Source organism: Levilactobacillus sp. LN180102 (assembly GCF_050106635.1).
GTDB lineage: Bacteria > Bacillota > Bacilli > Lactobacillales > Lactobacillaceae > Levilactobacillus > Levilactobacillus brevis.
In genome coordinates this window covers 115812-136161 of the sequence record NZ_JBNIIX010000003.1, presented here as the reverse complement: position 1 = coordinate 136161, position 20350 = coordinate 115812, and the positions used below count along the sequence as shown (strand labels likewise).

The 20350-nt window shown below is 44.9% G+C and carries 15 protein-coding genes; 5 read left to right on the top strand and 10 right to left on the bottom strand.

Annotated features, from left to right (window positions below):
• The 6 genes from ACP4IT_RS03090 to ACP4IT_RS03065 form a co-directional block, all read right to left on the bottom strand.
• A complete protein-coding gene (locus ACP4IT_RS03090) occupies positions 1 to 729 on the bottom strand; it encodes an L-ribulose-5-phosphate 4-epimerase (protein ID WP_011668360.1) in 729 nt (242 codons plus the stop codon).
• 19 nt (positions 730 to 748) lie between these two features.
• Positions 749 to 2350, bottom strand: coding sequence for a xylulokinase (locus ACP4IT_RS03085; RefSeq protein WP_015474062.1), 1602 nt, complete (start codon positions 2348 to 2350; stop codon positions 749 to 751).
• Between the two features lie 31 nt (positions 2351 to 2381).
• A complete protein-coding gene (locus tag ACP4IT_RS03080) occupies positions 2382 to 3779 on the bottom strand; it encodes a sugar porter family MFS transporter (RefSeq protein ID WP_015474063.1) in 1398 nt (465 codons plus the stop codon).
• A gap of 366 nt (positions 3780 to 4145) precedes the next feature.
• A complete protein-coding gene (locus ACP4IT_RS03075) occupies positions 4146 to 5231 on the bottom strand; it encodes a GntR family transcriptional regulator (RefSeq protein WP_041815476.1) in 1086 nt (361 codons plus the stop codon).
• A 188-nt stretch (positions 5232 to 5419) separates the two neighbouring features.
• Complete coding sequence (locus ACP4IT_RS03070; RefSeq protein ID WP_015474066.1) at positions 5420 to 5983, bottom strand: sugar O-acetyltransferase; 564 nt, start codon at positions 5981 to 5983, stop codon at positions 5420 to 5422.
• Between the two features lie 111 nt (positions 5984 to 6094).
• Entirely contained in the window at positions 6095 to 6985 is an 891-nt protein-coding gene (locus tag ACP4IT_RS03065) for an ArsR/SmtB family transcription factor (RefSeq protein WP_011668365.1), read from the bottom strand.
• A gap of 243 nt (positions 6986 to 7228) precedes the next feature.
• Between ACP4IT_RS03065 and ACP4IT_RS03060 the strand changes: the two genes are divergently transcribed.
• The 3 genes from ACP4IT_RS03060 to ACP4IT_RS03050 all read left to right on the top strand — a co-directional run bounded on the left by ACP4IT_RS03060 (position 7229) and on the right by ACP4IT_RS03050 (position 11068).
• A complete protein-coding gene (locus tag ACP4IT_RS03060) occupies positions 7229 to 8209 on the top strand; it encodes a glycoside hydrolase family 43 protein (RefSeq protein WP_011668366.1) in 981 nt (326 codons plus the stop codon).
• Between the two features lie 13 nt (positions 8210 to 8222).
• Entirely contained in the window at positions 8223 to 9512 is a 1290-nt protein-coding gene (locus ACP4IT_RS03055) for an oligosaccharide MFS transporter (RefSeq protein WP_011668367.1), read from the top strand.
• 65 nt (positions 9513 to 9577) lie between these two features.
• Complete coding sequence (locus ACP4IT_RS03050; RefSeq protein WP_426855165.1) at positions 9578 to 11068, top strand: alpha-N-arabinofuranosidase; 1491 nt, start codon at positions 9578 to 9580, stop codon at positions 11066 to 11068.
• A 36-nt stretch (positions 11069 to 11104) separates the two neighbouring features.
• Here the strand turns inward: ACP4IT_RS03050 and recQ are convergent, their stop codons facing one another.
• On the bottom strand, positions 11105 to 12880 hold the full coding sequence (gene recQ / locus ACP4IT_RS03045) for a DNA helicase RecQ (RefSeq protein WP_015474071.1): 1776 nt from the start codon (positions 12878 to 12880) through the stop codon (positions 11105 to 11107).
• Positions 12881 to 13124: 244 nt separating this feature from the next.
• The gene (locus ACP4IT_RS03040; RefSeq protein WP_011668370.1) at positions 13125 to 13547 is read right to left on the bottom strand and encodes an Rrf2 family transcriptional regulator; all 423 of its coding nucleotides are present in this window, start codon (positions 13545 to 13547) and stop codon (positions 13125 to 13127) included.
• Positions 13548 to 13687: 140 nt separating this feature from the next.
• Here ACP4IT_RS03040 and ACP4IT_RS03035 point away from each other — a divergent pair, with 140 nt between their 5' ends.
• Positions 13688 to 14263, top strand: a complete 576-nt coding sequence (locus tag ACP4IT_RS03035) for an NADPH-dependent F420 reductase (protein ID WP_087609558.1) — start codon at positions 13688 to 13690, stop codon at positions 14261 to 14263.
• 189 nt (positions 14264 to 14452) lie between these two features.
• Entirely contained in the window at positions 14453 to 15856 is a 1404-nt protein-coding gene (locus tag ACP4IT_RS03030) for a C69 family dipeptidase (protein ID WP_087609559.1), read from the top strand.
• A gap of 90 nt (positions 15857 to 15946) precedes the next feature.
• Here ACP4IT_RS03030 and arcD read toward each other — a convergent pair whose 3' ends face one another.
• A complete protein-coding gene (arcD, locus tag ACP4IT_RS03025) occupies positions 15947 to 17389 on the bottom strand; it encodes an arginine-ornithine antiporter (RefSeq protein WP_011668373.1) in 1443 nt (480 codons plus the stop codon).
• Between the two features lie 372 nt (positions 17390 to 17761).
• On the bottom strand, positions 17762 to 20296 hold the full coding sequence (locus ACP4IT_RS03020; protein ID WP_011668374.1) for a M1 family metallopeptidase: 2535 nt from the start codon (positions 20294 to 20296) through the stop codon (positions 17762 to 17764).
• Between the last annotated feature and the right edge of the window lie 54 nt (positions 20297 to 20350).

Sequence of the window (20350 nt, the reverse complement as noted above, 5' to 3'; positions counted from 1 at the left end):
TTATTGACGGGCCGCGTGATCTTGGGAATGGGCATTATTTTGACCATAATAAGCGTTGGCCCCATGCTTACGCAGATAATGCTTGTCCAACAGATACTGTGGCAATTCCCGATTAGCACGCGTCATTTGAGCGGTGTGATAGTCTTCTTCGGCAACCACTTCCAAAACCTTGGCGTTGTAAACTGCTTTGGCTGGAGTTGGCCCCCAAGCGAAGGGACCGTGTTGACTAACCAAAGAAGCGGGAACGGCTTCGTAATCAATGCCGCGTTCCTTGAAGGTCTTCACGATAGTCTTACCCGTGTTGCCTTCGTAATCTTCTTCAATTTCTTCCTTAGTCAAAGCATCAGCAGCTGGTACATCGCCATAGAATGTGTCCGCATGCGTCGTGTTCATTGCGGGAATATCCATCTTAGCAGCGGCAAATGACACTGCCCAAGGTGAATGCGTATGAACAATTCCCCCAATATTAGGGAATTCATTGTAAAGTACTGTATGCGTTGGGGTGTCACTGGAAGGATTCATGTCCCCTTCAACAACTTCACCCTTTAAGTTAACAACAACCATGTCGCTAGGCTTCAAGTCATTGTAATCAACCCCAGAAGGTTTGATGACAAACAGGCCTTTGTCCCGATCAATACCGGAAACGTTACCCCAAGTAAAGGTAACCAATCCCAATTCAGGCAACTGCATGTTGGCGTCGTAGACTTCTTGCTTTAAATCTTCTAACATTCAATTAACCTCTCTTCTCTTAATCGCTAATAGCTTCGCCAGCGGCAGCTTCCACTGGCAAGCCAGCTTGATAATTCTTGATAAACTCTTGATAACCAGCAACCCCAGCAGGTTCAGGACTCAACGTCATACTTTCAGGATTCTTGAAGACCTCTTGATCCAAGAAGTCTTCAAGGTTCTCACTCGTTTGACGTTGGGCATAAGCCGCCAAGACAGCCATCCCCCAAGGGCCACCCTCACCAGCCGTACTCATAACCGTAATGGGGATATTTAAAGCGTTAGCCAGTACTTGTTGACCAATTACTGGTGTCCGGAATAAACCACCCTGCGCAATCATCACGTCAGTTTGTACGTGTTCTTCGTTGACCAAAATATCCATCCCGATTTGCAGTGGTGCAAACGCAGCATAGAGCTGAGTCAGCATAAAGTTTGGCAGAGAAAACTTGCTGTTAGGTGTTCGAACAAATAATGGCCGGCCGGCTTGAATCTTAGTAATGTTTTCACCAGATTGATAACTATAATTGACCAATCCACCCGCATTGGCATCTGCTTTAGTTGATTCCAAGAAAAGCGTTTCATACAGTCGATCCGGTTTCAGATCAACACCTAGCCGAGCAGCAAATTCACTGAAAATGCTTGCCCAAGCGTTAATATCAGATGAACAGTTGTTAACGTGGACCATGGCAACTGGTGAACCATCTGGGGTCATCACGATATCAATATCGCGATAAACCTTCGACAATGGTTTATCCAAGACATTCATGGAGAAAGCTGATGTCCCAACGGAAATATTACCAGTCCGCTTACGAACACTGTTCGTTCCAACCATCCCTGTACCAGCATCCCCTTCAGGTGGTGCCATAACACTACCTGCTTCAAGGTTGCCACTGGCATCCAATAAGCTAGCCCCTCCAGCGGTTAGCTTACCAGCAATTTTACCGGCTGGTAAGATGTTGGGTAGAATATTCTCAATCTGCCATGGATACCGCTTAACATTATCTAAACTGCTAAACTTATCTAGCATTGCTTGGTCATAACTACCAGTTTTTTCATCAATTGGGAAGACACCTGAAGCGTCTCCAACACCCAAGACTTTCTCGCCAGACAATTTCCAAGTAACATAACCGGCTAACGTCGTAATGAAATCAACCTTGGCAACATGGTCCTCATCATTCAAGACTGCTTGGTATAAGTGAGCAATACTCCACCGTTGTGGAATATTGAAATCAAAGAGCTTGGTTAATTCATCAGCCGATTGGCCCGTAATATTGTTCCGCCAAGTTCGGAAAGGCACTAACAACTCATTGTTCTTATCGAACGCCAAGTAGCCGTGCATCATTGCACTAACACCAATCGCATTAATATGCTTCAAGCTAGCATGATATTTGCTTTGAACATCCGCCGCCATTTGTGTATAGCTCTGCTGGATACCGGACCAAACCTCTTCAAGTGGATAGGTCCAAACACCATCCTCAAACCGATTTTCCCAAACGTAACTACCGGAAGCAATCGTATTGAAGTCATCGGTGACTAATACCGCTTTAATTCGAGTTGAGCCTAATTCAATCCCTAAGGAAACCTGCCCCGCCTCAATGGCTTGCGCCGTTTCGACTAAGTTCATTTCGTTATGCCTCCTAAATCATTCAAAAATACTAGTTGTTTTGCGCCGTTTCAGCTTTCTTACCACGGTTAGTACCAGCAGCTTCGATTTCTTCAAGTGAGTGACCACGGGTTTCTGGAACACAGAAACGAACGAAGAGCACACCCAAGACACAGATAACACCGAAGACAGCAAACACCGCTTCTTGTGACATTGAAGCCGTCATGATTGGGAAGAGCAACCCAACGGCCCATGAACCAATCCAGTTAAAGGATGATGCTAAACCAGATGCCCGGCCCCGAACGGCCAACGGGAAGACTTCACCAACCAGCACCCAAGTTAATGGCGCCCAAGTGAAGGAGTAAAAGGCCACGTAAATTGATAAGAAGACCACAATCATCATTGGACTTGCATTTGGTACCAAACTGTTAATTACAGCTGGTAGCAGGAAGGATAAAGCCATCACTGTACCACCTAAAGTCAACAAGGTCCGCCGATTGAATTTTTCAGCAATCCAGATATATAAGAGTGAACCAAGAACTAACAGAACCCCTTGAACAATTGGCCACATCAATGCAGAACTAGCAGCACTACCAGTTGCCTTTTCAACAATTAATGGAATATAGTAGAAGATTGCGTTGGCGCCTTGGAATTGCTGGAAAGCTGCCACACCAACCCCAGCAATAACTAAGTAACGATATTTGCTATTGAATAAGGTTGCCCATGATGTTTTAGCCATGTTACTTGATTCATTTTGTGCCGTTGCTTGAATTGACTTAACTTCAGGTTCAACTTCTTCTGGTTTACGAACAAATGATAAAACCTGCCGTGCTTCATCTAAACGGTTAGCCTTGATTAAGAAGCGAGGTGATTCAGGCAGCTTAAGAACCCCAGCAAATAAGATAATTGCAGGAACAGCAGCTAGCCCTAACATTAAACGCCAAGAAATATTTTCTGGTAAATCCTTTAAAACAAAGTCAATAATGTATGAGATCAACATCCCAGAGACAATCATCGTTTGATTAATCCCAGACAAACTCCCACGTAATCGTGCCGGTGCCATTTCTGACATATAGGCTGGTACCAAAGCAGAGGCCGCACCAACAGCCAGTCCTAAAAATATTCTCATGCCAATCAGGTAAAACGTCCCGTTGTTAGGTGAAAATCCACATAGAATTGAACCAATAGCGAAAACCAAAGACGACATTAGAATCATTCGTCGCCGACCAAGTCGATCAGCTAGCTGCCCAGCAATTGCAGCACCAAAGATGGCACCGAACATCACAGCAGAAGTAACCCAACCAACTAATGACGCATTTGTTAAATTCCAGTCAGTCTTCAGAAAAGGTAGTGCTCCGGTCATAACACCAATGTCATAACCGAACAAGATACCACCAAATGAACCGAAGAAGAAAATAAACTTACTGGAAACATTCTTTTTCTTATCCAATTTTATTCCTCCTAAATTAAGGGGTTTATCAAAAATAATTGCTTACCCAAGTATTCATCATCTATCGAAAGCCCTTTCAATAATTCGTGACTCCCTGCGCCGGCATGCTTTAGGAATCACAATCTTATGAACCGCTTTCATTTATTGAACAAATACAGTTTATAATATTTGTACGCATAAATCAACTTGTTTTTTTGTTGTTCGGACTAATTAATTCGTTAGATGCTGTTATCTCGGCGTTTATTTGGTATATTTTTTTGTAAGCGATACCGTTATTCCTATCACTTATGTTTGAATCCTTAGTATGCGCACACAAAAAGGAGCCTGTACACTGCGTTTCTACAGTGTATAGGCTCCTTTAATTAATTATCCTAATAATTTTGGAGATGCAACAGATTCCCGTACAATTAGCTGAGGATCGTACATAATTGATGTGACAGGCTTCTTTTGTAAAAGATTGAGCATCATCTTCCCAGTATCTTCCCCCATAACTTCCTTTTCGTGATTTAAGGTTGTGATTCCTGGACTCATATATTGTGCCATTTGATAGTTATCAAAACCCACAACAGAAATATCCTGTGGTACTAGAAATCCATTACTCTTCAAATAATCTAAGACTTGGATCGCTAATTGATCATTATAGCAGGCAATTGCCGTTGGCCGATCCGGTGTTTCTAACGCCGACGCTACCCGCTGAGTAATCTTATCAAAACTATCTCCTGATTGATACATCACCAAATTACCTTTATAGGAAATCTCTGGATGCTGTTGATATGCCTTAACGAATCCATCCATCCGATGAACCCCCTGCATGTCATCAACCTGAAAAATCCCCAGAATACTCTCATGGCCCATGTCTAGTAAATAATCAATTATTTTACGCTCTGCGCCAGCATCATCAGTCGTCACTGTTGGAAACTCCAACTCCGGGTAACTAGCATTGATAAACAATACTGGAATTTCATCATCTTTAATCTCTTGATAAAGATCCATATTAGGATTTGGTAGCGCACTTTGTGTCGGTTCAATAATCAGCCCGGCCACCTTACTATTCAGCATGTTGATAAGGTTTTTCCGTTCTTTTTGATGATTATTGTGCGTATTGCCCAGCAGTAGCGAATATCCCCCCTCAGAGATCATCTGATCAATGCCATAAATGATTTGAGGAAAAATATAGTCCGCAATATGAGTCGTGATGACGCCTATCATTTTACTATCGCTATCGATTGACCAGTCTTTATGCCAATCCTGAACAAACATGCCACCACCCTGAATTCGGTAAATATAATGTTCTGATTCTAAGTCCCCGACGGCCCGACGAATCGTGTACCGTGAAACGTTAAATTGATTCATTAATTCCGTTTCGGTTGGCAATTTTTCATCAATCGGATACTTACCTGAAAGAATAGCTTCTTTCAAGGTATCTTTGACTCTTTGATATTTATTTTCCATAACTTTCTCCAATTATATTTCGTAACCTGAATTACCCCACGGTTGCTTATATTTATAACGTCTACCCTATAGGATAGCAAATTTAAGTGTTCCTTACCAATCATAACAGGTACTTGGTAAAACGTTATTTTTAACTAGAGTAAGTTAACAATTTAATATCCCATTTTTTGCCGATGGTATGTTTCTCCTTATCCTTTTAAGTGCTTGATCACTCGGGCCGGATTTCCCGCAATTACGACATTATGGCCAAAGGACTTCGTGACGACGGCACCGCCGCCAACAATAACATTATTTCCCAAATGCACACCTGGTAAAACAACAGCATTGCCCCCTAGCCAACAATTATTGCCAATTGAAACTGCCTTGCCACAACCCAGCCATGATGTGCGTTTCTGTATGTCCAAAGGATGTGCGGCTGTATAAATTTGCACACGCGGTGCTAACAAAACATTATCACCAATTGTAATTGGGCAAGTATCTAATAAAATACAATCAAAATTGGCAAAAAAATTATTACCAACGTGGATATTATAACCATAATCGCAAATAAACCGCGGCCGTACTTCACTTCCCGTCCCAACTGTTCCAAACAACTGTTTAATCAATTGCTGTAACTTTTCTTTATCATGAAAGGAAGTTTGATTAAGTGTTTCATATAAATCCCGCGCATGTGAACGATCATCAACCAGTTGACGGTCATTCACATCATATAAGTTTTCTGCCATCATTTTATCGTATTCCGTTTGTGCCATCTACTCTCAGTCCATTCTTCTAGTTTAGAACTCATATTAGCATGTTAAGTAAGCGATTTCAAAAAATATCCGAATAACTCTTTTAGTATAAAAGTTATTCGGATATTTCTATCAACTGTAGTAGGCTAGCAACTCGATATTTTGATCATGATTACCAAATCCTTGTCCAAAGATTGTGCAACCTCCAGCCTTTTCGGCCTCTTCTTTAACTTCGAATCGTACTGTCCAGGTCTCATGGTCAGTTGGCAAATCTTGCAAACAAATATCCGTAAATGGTTGCCCGTCTAAATAAGTACCGTGATCTGTCACCCGTAACGTTTTCAACACGCCATATTGGTTAACATTATCTGGTACCCATTTAGGCGTGTATTTCCCGCGAATATCAGAAAAATCGCCTAGACTACGCCATGTCCCAATTTCTTTACCGTTGATGAAAAAAGTAATATCCGATGGCCATGTGTTATTTGAAAAAGGAAATTCTGAACCGAGTTCCGCCGTCAAATCCAACATCTCTAAGTGTTCATGTCCTTGAAGAAAGTTAGGCGTCTGATACTCAACATAACCGTTATTAAACCAAATCATTCCGGCATTCATCCGTTCTGGCGACATAAAATATCGGGGATTGTCCACTTTACCAATATAGCCATTCTTTCCTGCCAAGCCACATGACGGCTGTACGCGGTATTCTGTGTAATGTCCAACCGGAATACTTGTTTGATGCACTTGAAACGTCGGATAGATTTCGCGCGGAAACTTTACCTCAATCGTATCAACCCGAAGCTCCGTCATTTTTGACCGTCCCACTCGTTTACTCGTGACTAACTCGGCGGCGGCCAATTTATCTAAATGTTTCGTCACAATTGCACTACTTAAGCCCAATTCTTGCGCTAACTCCTTAACACTCATCGGCTTTTCCGAAATCAATCGAATAATGTGCAGACGAACCTCACTACTTAATGCTTCATAAACTGGCAACGAAGCACTGCTCATATCTAATTGCATGTTGTCGCCTTCTTTTCATTAACTTTTATATTAATTAAGATTAACCATGCTTTTATATTACCACTTAATGATTAACTTTTATATTAATTCAGACGATTTTTCGAAAATAAATTAGCAAAAATATTAATTTTAATGTTGACAGCGTTTTCAACCGGCTGTATATTTCAAGTGTACTAATTTATTAGGACTTATTTTCTTAAAGCAATTTAAGTCCTTACAAATTTCAAAAGGAGAGATTGACTAATGGTCCAAGCTCAAGACTATATCAACCCACTGATTGTCCAGCGGGCTGACCCCTATATTTATAAACATACTGATGGCTATTATTATTTCACAGCCTCCGTACCGGCGTACAACTTAATTGAAATTCGTCGGGCCAAGACCTTAAATGGATTGGCTAATGCTGCTCCTCGAACCATCTGGCGTAAGCATCCCGATGGTAGCGGTGCCATGAGCCAACTCATCTGGGCACCAGAGCTTCATTACATTGATGGCAAATGGTTCATCTACTTTGCCGCTTCACATACCAAAGAGTTCGACCATAATGGGATGTTCCAACACCGGATGTACTGCATTGAGTGTGACAACCCCGATCCCATGCGCGATGAAGCCGATTGGACTGAACACGGCCAAATTGAAACACCATTAGACACATTTGCCTTAGATGCGACAGTTTTCGAAGCACAAAACAAATTGTACTATGTTTGGGCCCAAAAGGATCCCGCTATCAAGGGTAATTCCAACATCTACATCGCGGAAATGGCTAATCCATGGACGTTAAAGACCAAGCCGGTCATGCTAACAAAACCAGAATACGATTGGGAAACCAAAATTTTCTGGGTAAATGAAGGTCCGGCCGTCTTACACCGAAATGGTCGCTTCTTCTTGACCTATTCTGCAAGCGCTACCGACGAGAACTATGCCATGGGGATGCTAACCGTTGCCGAAGATGCCGACCTCTTAGATCCCGCTAGTTGGTCCAAATCTGAAACACCCGTTTTCCAAAGCAACATGCCAATCAAACAATTCGGTCCTGGTCATAACTCATTTACAGTTGCCGAAGACGGTGAAACTGACATGCTGGTTTACCACTGCCGGAATTACACCGATATCAAAGGTGATCCATTATATGATCCTAACCGTCACACAATGGTGCAACCGTTTACTTGGAATGACGATGGTACGCCTAACTTTGGCAAGCCGGTTCCTTACAATTATAAATAGAGGCGAATAAATCATGGATAGTGCAAAAACTGAATCGAAACATTTCTGGGGATTTCCCCTATCTCACTTTAGCTACTTCTTCATTTGGGCCGTTGTTAACGGTTATTTAACCCTCTGGATGGAACAAGTTGCCCACTTAAACGGGACCGAATCTGGTGCCGTCTTCTCAATGATGGCGGGTATTTCCTTGATCTTCCAACCTATCTTTGGGGTTGTTTCTGATAAATTACTCTTCAAGAAAAACTTAATCTTAACGATTGCGATCGTCGGGATCTTCATCGGTCCTTACTTCCAATGGGTCTTCATGCCCATCTTACACATTAGCGCCTTCTTAGTAGCCATCGTTACTGGGACTTTTCTGAGTTTCATCCTAAACGGTGGGGTGTCCGTCATTGAACAATACGTACAGCGGGCTAGTTTGGCTAACGGCTTCGAATATGCCCACTCCCGGGTCGGTGGTTCCGTCGCCGGTGTCGTTGCTTCATTAGTTGCCGGGCGAATCTTCCTCTGGAAGCCTAACTCCATCTTCTGGGCATGTACCATTGCCGCTATTATCTTAACTTTCTTATTACTCTTCTCTGACAAGGTTAACTTAGATAACGCTGCCGCTGCTGGTGACACGTCCGATTCACTTGATATGAAGACGGTTCTGTCTGTCTTCAAACTTAAGAACCTCTGGGTTTTAGCTATTTTCTACATGGGCGCTTCTGCCTTATTCGATGTATTTGATCAACAGTTTATCATCTTCTTTAAGACTTTCTTTGATACCGCTGCTCAGGGGACCCTGGTTTACTCTTACATGAGTTCTGCTCAAACAGCTATCGAATTTTGTTTAATGTTCCCAATGCCATGGATTATCAACAAAATTGGTTCTCGTAATGGTTTGTTAATTTACGGTTTCATTACCTGCATCCGGATCTTAGGTTCTGCTTTATCTCCTAACTGGATCTGGGTTGTTGGTTTCCGTTTGTTAGCTGGTTTGGAAATGCCATTGCTATTAACTTCCATCATGAAATACATTGCTGGTGCCTTTGATATTCGGTTATACGCCACGGTTTACGCATTGGCGTCAAACTTTGCTAAACAGGTATCCGTCTTCATCTTCTCCACAGTTGCTGGTCGGATGTATGACGTTATCGGGTATCAACACACGTACATCATCATGGGGATCGTGGTCTTCTTCATTACCTTGTTTGCCGTCTTCTTCCTGAAGAAAGAAGATCCGATTCAAGCCGGTGAAGTCGAGGATCCTAATGTTAAAGCTAAAGTGGAAGCGGCTTCTTCAACTGATAGTCGTGAATGAGTGAATTGCGACACTCATTAAGGAGTCCTCTCAGTAGGGCTCCTTTTTCTAAAGGAGGAAAAATCATGCAAGGAAAACTAACCGTTGACCCAGCCAGCCAAATCGCCAAAATTGATGACCGTGTTTACAGTGCGCTCATCGAGCATCTCGGTCGATCCGTCTATGATGGTCTCTATCAACCCAATCATCCCCAGTCAGACCAGGACGGCTTTCGTCAGGACGTTATCGACGCCGTTAAATCGCTAAATATCGACCTCATCCGATATCCTGGTGGTAACTTTGTCTCTGGTTTTAATTGGGAAGACAGTATTGGGCCTAAAAGCACCCGCCCCACTCGTTTGGATCTGGCATGGCGGAGCATTGAAACTAATCAATTTGGTCTTCATGAATTTATGAAATGGACGCAAAAAACTGGCACACGGCCTGACATGGCTGTTAACCTTGGTAGTCGAGGGATCGATGCTGCTCGTAATTTAGTCGAATACTGTAACTTTTCCGGCGGCACTTACTGGAGTGACCTGCGAAAACAAAATGGCGCTGAGGAACCCTTTAATATCAAAACCTGGTGTCTGGGCAATGAAATGGATGGCGATTGGCAAATTGGTCATAAAACAGCCGATGAATACGGCCGTCTAGCCCACGAAACAGCCAAAGTCATGCGACTCGTTGATCCCAGCATTGATCTAGTTATCAGTGGCAGTTCCACTCGTGAAATGGCTACCTTTGGCAGTTGGGAAGAAACGGTGCTGGACCATACCTACGACGATGTCGACTACCTTTCCCTTCACCGTTACTATGACAATGAAGAAAATGATCTCGCTAACTTTTTAGCCAAATCCATTGATTTTGACGAGTTCATCAGTGGAATTGTCGCAGTCTGTGATGCTGTCAAAGCACGCAAACACAGCCACAAAACCCTCAATTTAGCCCTAGATGAATGGAATGTCTGGTACCATTCTCACAAACAAGATGATGAGACGGCTCCCTGGCAACAGGCCCCACACTTGCTAGAAGACCACTATAACTTTGAAGATGCCTTGATGGTCGGCACCATGCTAATCACACTACTCAAACATGCTGATCGCGTCAAGATTGCTTGCCTTGCCCAACTAGTCAACGTGATTGCGCCAATTATGACGGACGAGCATGGTATCTGGCTGCAATCCATTTTCTTCCCCTTCCTGCAAATTTCCAAATACGGCCGGGGAATTGCGCTTACGCCACAGCAAACCGCTACAACCTACGATAGCAAAGATTTTAAAGATGTCCCTTACTTGGATAGCCTAGCCGTTTACAATTCCGAAAACCACGAAATCGTAATTTTTGCCGAAAATAAAGGTAACACGACGATGGACTTTCAAACTGATCTGCACGATCTCAACGCCCAAACGGTGATTGAGGCCACGCAATTCTGTGGTTATGACATCAAGCAAACCAATGAGAACCAACAAATGGCGTTGCATCCCAATTCAAACGTTCATTTGTCCGACAACACCCTAACGGCGTCACTACAACCACTATCCTGGAACATGTTTCGTTTACACGTTACTCATTAATTCAAAACACGCGACCGACTATCGATCGCGTGTTTTTTAGTCCATATCTTGATTCTCTCGAATCACCGCCATAAATGCTTCCCCATAACGGTCCAGCTTACTCTGTCCGACACCTTTCACTGCAAGAAAACTCTCATCGTCTGTTGGTAAGGCTTCACACATCGCGTGTAAGGCCTTATCCGAAAAAATCACAAATGGTGGCACATGCTGTTCCTCTGCCAATTCACGCCGCAAATCGCGTAGCTTGCCAAACAACGCCGTATCTTCCGGTACCAATCGCTTCACCCGTTGCGCCATCTTGCGGTGGACCTGTTCTTGCCCCTTTAACACAGCGACACCATTAGCCGTCACCTGCAGCGTCGGGTATTGACCACCCACGCTCTGCAAATAACCAGCTGCCGTTAAGAAGTCAATGAGTTCACCCACGGTCTTTTGCTTTTGATTAGCCATCAAACCATAGGTTGGCAACATCGTCAGATTGTTTTCACGGATCCGTTGATTTCGTGCCCCCGTCAACACCTGCGCGACCACGCCCTTACCAAATCGTGACCGCAACCGCACGACACACGACAACACCTGTTGGGCCGCTGTCGTAACATCTTGGGATTCCCGTTCGTCCAAGCAATTACTACACCGACCACACGCCGGTGATACTTCCCCAAAATATTGGAGAATAAACTGCTGCAAACATCCCTCCGTATTCGCATAATGATTCATCACCTGTAGCTTTTGATAGGCACGTTGCCGATGCTCTTCGTCCATTTCCGATTGATCAATGAAAAACCGTTGAATCTGTAAGTCCTGAGCGTGATAGACCAAGATTGCTTCACACGGCAACCCATCTCGACCTGCTCGCCCGGCTTCTTGATAGTAGGCCTCTAATGTTCCCGGTACCTGCGCATGGATCACAAACCGGACATTACTCTTATCAATACCCATTCCAAACGCATTCGTCGCCACCATGACCTGAATCCGATCATATAAGAAATCTTCTTGATTTTGCTGTCGCTGTTCGTCACTCAAGCCCGCGTGATAGGCCGCTGCAGTGACGTGCTGTTTCGTAAGTAATTTTGTCAGTCGTTCGACTTCCTTACGGGTACTGGCGTAAATAATGCCCGCCTCCCCTTGATTGACTTGCAAATAATCCAAAATATAGCGATCCGTATCTTGATCCTTGACGACCGTTAGATTCAAATTATCCCGAGCAAATCCAGTATTCACTTCATTTTGCGGATCAATCCATAACTGCTGACAGATATCATGAGCAACTTGGGTGGTTGCCGTCGCCGTCAGTGCCAACACCTGTGGCTGACTTGGTAACTGTTCAATGGCATGACTCAACGTCAAATAGCTCGGTCGAAAATCGTGGCCCCATTGGGAAATACAGTGGGCCTCATCAACCGCCAACAGATCAATTGGCAACCGGGCCAATGCTTGAACAAAGGCTTCTGAATCTAACCGTTCTGGCGCAATATACACCAATTTGTAGTCCCCATTGTGCAGTGCTGCTAACCGTTGTTGAATTTCCGGCCAGTCCACCGAACTGTTAATGAAGGTTGCTGGAATCCCACTATCATTTAGCGCATCAACCTGATCTTTCATTAATGAGATGAGTGGGGATACCACCACCGTGATACCAGAAAATAACATAGCCGGTATTTGATAGCAAAGTGATTTTCCCCCGCCCGTTGGCATAATCGCCAAGCTACTATCGCCCGCCAGCACGTGTTCAATGACGGCCTTTTGACCTGGTCGAAACTCGTCGTATCCGAAGACTGTTTTTAACACCTGTTGTGCTGCCGCCAAATCCATTCTATTTACCCCTCACTTATTCAATGCTTCCATTCTACTGGCATTTCGTTCCGGACACAACCAAACATCCCTTTTCAGCGATCATTAACGTCGTAAGTCGGATATTCTCTGACTTACGGGGTCTCGCGTTTCAACACCACATATTTGAAGACATGAAAAGGAGTCTGGGAGTTTTATCCCCGACTCCGTTCTTCACATATTTGGTAGCGAAATCCGCTGACTGCCCGCCATTTGCACCACTTACCTAACGATCATTTTGTAACGCAATATCAGCTAGGATATCTTGCAGGGTAATGCGCGCCATTCGGTCCTCAGCCGCAGCTTGGATTTCCGCATAGTAGCGGTTTAATGCCACCGGAACCGCCGCCCCCACTGGACAGTCTTCGTTTGTTTTGGTATCAACATTTAACAATGGCCCCCGATCTGGTAATGTTCGATAGATATCTCGCATCGTGATCTCTGCGGCTGGTTTTGCTAAGCTGACGTGGGTGGTTGCCTGCCCCGGACAAACTAGTCCTCCTCGTTTCAAATTCGCTAGAATCTTCCGCACTAGACTAGGTGATGTCTGTAAGCTGCTCGCCATCGCCTGACTCGTAATCTTCTGATCCTTAAAGTAGGCAATGTACGTCAATACGTGAATTGTATCACTGAGCCGCGTGTTGGCCATCTTACTCACTCCCTTTTTGTATTTGATTATAAGACAAAATATTATAATAAACAATCAAATGATTTAATTTGACAGAATCGCAGAAACAGGTTAAAGTATATTTGTACTTAAAAAAAGAACAAGTTTTGGAGGGATTTATGATGGCAGCAATTACAATTTTTGGAAATGGTAATATGGGACAGGCTTTGGACAGTGTCTTTACCGCTGGTGGCAACACCGTGACGCACATCGATCGTGACGATGCAGTGGAAAATCTGGGTGATATCGTGGTTTTGGCTGTGCCTTATCCAGTAGCCGTGTCAATCGCTAAAGCACAAGCCGCTCAGTTGGCCGGAAAGGTTGTCATCGACATCAGCAACCCCTTGAATTTCGATACTTGGGATGAACTGGTTGTCCCCGCCGACAGTTCCGCAACCGCTGAACTGGCTAAGTTGTTGCCCGACAGCCAAGTCATCAAAGCTTTCAATACGACGTTCGCCGCTACTTTGGCTAGCAAACAAGTTAGTGGCAAAGAAGTCACTACAGTTCTAGCTGCCGGCGATGACGCCGCTGCTAAACAAATGCTAGCAGATGCGCTTAAAACCAGTGGCGTGAAAGTCATTGATGCCGGCGCGCTTAAGTGGGCTCGTGAATTAGAGGCCATGGGCTTCTTACAAATGACGTTAGCGGCCAGTGAAAAGATTGGCTGGACCGGTGGCTTTGCGATTCTCAACTAAACGCACATTTAAAATCCCCAAGACCCGGTTCTTTTAGCAAGCATTCCTGTTAAAGGGAGCGGGTTTTTATTTAGTCATCTGCTCAAGACACTACCACTAGTCGCTGATATCTCGTTTTTGCGGCTGATAATCCCTTCAACTTCTCTAGCCATCAATGCTATAATACGGGATAAAAGGAGTGCTGCATTTATGACAAAACGTATTAAAGGTTCTTGTACCACTATTCTTGTAGGTAAGAAGGCCTCGTTGGACGGCTCCACCATTATTTCTCGAAACGATGATGGTCACGAAGCGCTCGACCCCGAAAAATTCGTCGTCGTTAATCCTGCCGACCAGCCCACTGATTACCAAGCCGTTATCAGTGGCGTCAACATTAAATTACCTGATAACCCGCTCCGGTATACGTCGATTCCCAACTCTATCTTGACAAACGGAATCTGGCCCGCTGCCGGTATTAACAGTGACAATGTAGCCATGTCCGCCACAGAAACCATCACGACGAATGCTCGGGTCTTGGGTATCGATCCATACGTTGCCGGTGGCATTGGTGAAGAAGATTTGGTCACTCTCGTTCTCCCTTATATTCACAGTGCTCGTGAAGGGGTTGAACGCCTCGGTCAGTTACTGGCAGAATTTGGGACGTACGAACCCAACGGGATTGCCTTTTCTGATAACGATGAAATCTGGTGGTTGGAAACCATTGGCGGTCATCATTGGGCTGCCAAGCGGATTCCAGACGACGCTTACGTCGTTGCCCCCAACCGAATGAACATTGACGACTTTGATTTTGCTGCCGATGATACCATGGCCTCCGCTGATTTGGCTGACCTCATTGAAACGTATCATTTGAATCCTGATTTCGATCGAATAAACCTCCGCCACATCTTCGGTAGCGCAACGGATAAGGATACCGTCTATAACAATCCTCGGGCTTGGTTTGGTCAAAAGTACTTTACACCAGACGTTGACCAAGACCCTCAAGGCCAAGACCTACCCTTCATCTGCCATGCTAACCGCAAGATTTCCATTGAAGATGTTAAGTACGTCTTGAGCTCACACTACCAAAACACCCAATACGATGTTTATGGTGATGGGACTGAAAGTGACAAGACCAAGTTCCGCCCAATCGGTATCAACCGGAATCACGACGTACACATCCTCCAAATTCGTAACGATGTCCCCGCCAGCATTGCCGGGATTCACTGGCTAGCCTTTGGCGCGAATACGTTCAATACGGTCGTTCCGTTCTACGCGAATGTCGACGACACCCCCGCCGCTTATAAAGATGCTGATGGTACCTTTAACCTGAATCATATGTACTGGTTAAGCTGCACCACGGCATTACTTGGTGACACGGACTTCGACTTATATGAAGACTTCCGTAATACCTTCGCTTTAGAAGCCATGGGAGCCTACCGGAAGATTCAAAACGATACTGACGCAGCCATCAAGAACGGCGCCGATGTGTCAATTTTGAAATCTGCTAACGAACAGCTTTCCAATGAATCCTTCACGCGTCAAACCAAATTATTGGGTGACATGGTGACCTTTGGTTCTGAACACATGAAGTTACGCTACAATTTAAACGACTAATGCTCTAGTCAACTCTATTTTAAATACAAAGCGTCCAGGACTTATGCCCTGGGCGCTTTGTATTTTCGTGTATTTGGTACGTACTTTTTCCTAAATCACTAATTTTCCCGCAATGACTAACCCAATCGCTACAAGTGCACAGATGACGACACTCGCCACGTACAGCCGTTCTAATGGCGACTGGAACCACCGTCGCTCACTTTCTTTGCGCGCCATCAGATATAAAATACTTCCTGGAATGTAGGCAATCGTGCAGAGAATAAGGTACTTGAACCCGGAAAAGTAAATGGCGGTTCCTTCAAATAACAGCGCCCCAATCCCAATGGCTAACTGCCAACGACTACCGGACTCACGCAAATGTTGCCATGAGTACTTAATCTGGTAAGCCGCCACTAAAATATAACAAATTGTCACGGCCGCCGTACACATCGAATAGGCAATTTGATAAGCCTGATCCGTAAAAATCAGCGTGACCAAAAAGAACTGAACCAAGACACTACTGGTAACCAACGAGACCGTGGGCGCTCCCTGCTTATTTTTTCGACTAAAGACCCGTGGTAATAGTTTCTGGTCAGCCATCAACCGAATCGTTTCCGCCGGTAACATGGTCCATGATAGCCAAGACCCCAACGTTGAAATGATTAAACCCAGGCTAATCAAGGCCCCACCCCATGGCCCGACCATCTCTTTAAATAGGTAAACCATCGCCGGTTGATGAATAGTTGCTAATGCCTGACGACTGAAGTAACCATAGGGCAAGACTGACGCCAAAACATAAATCGTTAATAAACCAACTAAACCAATCAGTGTCGCTTTCCCCGCATCGGCGGTCTTTTTGGCCCGTGACGACAGCATGGTGGCCCCTTCAATTCCGACAAACACCCACATCATAATAATGAAGCACCGTTTGATTTGGCTCGCAATTGTTTCAGTCCCTTGTAAATTACTACCAACATTGGTCCAAAAATGAGCCGTAAAAACTTGGCCCTTAAATAGGAAAATGGCAAAAACAATAAAGACAAAGAGTGGAATTAACTTGCAAACCGTAATCATCGCGTTTAGGAGCGCGGCACTTTCAATCCCATGATTCACTAATAAGGTTAGTAACCACAGGATCACACTGGCAACAATAACCGAGGGAATTTGACTGCGACCATTAAATACCGGGAGAAAATAGCCCACAGCACTCATCATCACCGTCGCAAATGCCACATTTCCCATCCACGCCGAGATCCAGTATCCCCACCCACTGATAAAGCCGGTATACTTGCCAAAACCCTCTTCTGCATAGGAAAAGATTCCCTCCAAGTCAGGCCGCTTGAGGACTAAATTGTTCAACGATAAGGCTAACATCAGGGTTCCCAACCCCACGATGCCCCAAGCAATCAGCGCGGGACCAGGTGACGCTGCAATCGCTAAATCTGAGGTGAGGGCAAAAATTCCCCCACCAATTGATGACGTAATAACTGTTGAAATCAGTGCCAACAACCCGAGGCCGTGACTTTTATCAGGTGATGAAGTGGCCTTTTTCATGAGTAAAGATCCTTTCGAGCAACGTCAATTTTAAAGCGCTTTGGATGATAGACAGATTGGCAAACAATATAAGCGCTTACATGTTCAAATAAAATAACCATTGGCACACTACTGCCAGCCAACACATCCGTCAATATGTCAGAATTATACACCCTCACACGATAAATATACATGAACTTTTTCGCATTTTATTGACCAACAAACCATAGCAATCACAACTTATACGCTGATTTTGCACTGAACGAATGTGTATAAAATAACAGCTGGGAATTCAGACTATTTATGCATTTTAACTTTTTTGTTCAGTTTTTCGCAAATGAAACGCAAAAAAGAACCTAGACCATCGTCTAGGTTCTTCGTCACTTACATAAATTATTGGACGACTTGTGCCACCGCAGCATTCACTGCGGCTTTTTCATCTTCAACTAAGGCCACGCGACTTGCGATAACCTTGGTATCCATCTTGATTTCACGTCCTAAACCAGGCGTCGGAATCTTTGGTTCAAAGAATTCCTTGAACTCAGCTAACCGTTCAGGTGTGTGGAAGATCGCCGCAGTTACCGTAATAAATGTGGTGAATTCCATATCACCACCCACAGTTGCTTCCAACCAAGCCCAGTCTTGACGGATCCAGTCCCAAGCTGCCTGCTGCCCCTTGGCATTGGCCAAGACACCACGGTACCAAGCCCGTAAGTCTTGTGGTTTAACCGTGGCTGCGTCTTCAAAGACTGCGATCAACTTCGCAATCAACTTGGCATCTGGTGTGGTCGTCAATGCGGCACACAGATCAGCCTTGTAGCTGGCATCCGTTGCTTGCCGGTAATCTGTCAGCAACTGATCAAAGACCGTTGCGTCACTAAAGTTCGTGACTTCGTTTGCCAAAACATAGTAACGCGTTGCAGCTGGCAAGCCTGCTAAATTGTCGCGATTGGCCGTGAACAGTTCATGCGCAGCGGCGACCGATTGGGCATTTTTAGCATAAAGGGCCGCGCTTAATACATATGGCCGGGTTAACTGGTCATCATTAGATTCGCCAGCTTTGGGGGTCCACCCCAACCGGTCAACTTGTGCCGCACTTAACCGATCAAAGAATTGTTGCAGTTGCTTTTCGGCATCAGAATCTGGCGTGACGAACTTCTTCAAGTTACCAGCGACCTGATACAACGCATCGTTAACCACCGTAGCTTCACTAGCCGCAAATCGTGGCAACAAGGCGACGACATCCGCATAAGAAATCTGCCGACCTTCAGCCAATAGTCGTTGATCTTGTAGCAATTGGAGTTGATCAATCGCTGTTAACTCAGTGATGTGATCTAAAATATCTGCTAGTAAGGTATCATCGTACTTCACAATCGCATGTGAATTATTGCCGACATTTAGCCGGAACGGCTGTCCATTAGCCTGCCGTAAATCCGCATAAGTTCCTAACGTCACTTGTGGCGCCGTCAACAATTCTGGGACTTCAGCATAGTTACTGCTCAATGGCACTTGCCATTGACGTTTGGCGTCTGTGCCATCGCCAATAAAGAATTGTTGCTGGGTCACTGTCAACTGACCATCGACCACCGCAGCCGTTAATACTGGGTAACCAGGTTGTTCCAGCCACGAATTCATTACGCTCTTCAAATCCATATTGGCAGCAGTCCCTAAAGCAGACCACAAGTCAGCCCCAGTTGCATTGCCAAACTTATGGGCGTCAAAGTAAGCCTTTAGGCCCGTTCGCAGAGCATCATCGCCAATTAAAGCCCGCACCATGACTAACATCCGGGCACCCTTGGCGTAAACAATGGCACTATCAAAGAGCGCATCAATTTCAGCTGGATCTTCTACTTGCACGTGGACAGATTGTACACCGTCCGTTGCGTCCCGTTGTAAGGCCATTGGGGCTTCAGTTGTTTGGAAGACTTCCCAAATGTGCCAGTCAGGTTCGATGGCATCAATGGCAACGTATTCCATCATGTTGGCAAAACTTTCGTTCAACCAAAGATCATCCCACCACTTCATCGTAACCAAATCACCAAACCATTGGTGGGCCAGTTCATGAGCAATGACGGTGGCAACCCGTTGCTTCGTTTCAAACGACGTATTGTCGGGGTCCAAAACGAGGTAAGCTTCCCGGTAAGTAACCAATCCCCAGTTTTCCATGGCACCAGCGGAAAAGTCAGGTAAGGCTAACTGCCAGGAATGTGGTAGTGGATAAGGTGTCTGATAGAAGTCTTCGTAAAATTCAATTGAGCGCTTGGCAATGTCTAACGCAAAGTCCAATTCATTGGCTTGATGCGCCTTGGTAGCAAACACCCCAACCTGAACCCCACTCTTAGTAGTCGTCATCTTACTTTGCAAATCACCAAAGGCAAAGGCAATCAGGTACGTGGACATCTTAACCGTGGTGTCAAAGTAGTGCACGCCGGCTTCGACCTTGGTCTCAGGCATGTTACTGATAACCGTTTCACCAGGCTGTTCATCGAACTTAATCGCTAGGTCAAAGGTTGCTTTGGCCTCCGGTTCATCGATACTTGGGAAAGCTTGGCGCGCAGCGGTCGTTTCAAACTGGGTTCCAATGATTTGCTTTTGTTCGCCGTTAACGTCGTAGTAGGATGGGTAAATCCCCATCATGCTATCAGTTAATGGCGCCGTGTAATCAATGGCTAACGTCACGTTACCCGTCTGTGGGACCGGAATCCGAATGGCTTCGGCCGCAGGATCATCCGTAACCGTCACGGCTTTGCCGTCAACCGTTACCTGTTGGATCTTTAAGAACTTCTGGTGAATGCCAATCGTCGTAGCTAAAGCGTCACCGGTAATGGTCGTCTTCCCGCTAATTTGCTTCGTTTCGCGGTTAATGTCGAGATAAATATCGTAGTGTGCCGGGTGGAACAGGTCATACAAGTGCGTTGATTCTGTCATGAGTTCCCCTCCAGATTAAATAGAATATCTACATTATACGACAAACTAGGGTAA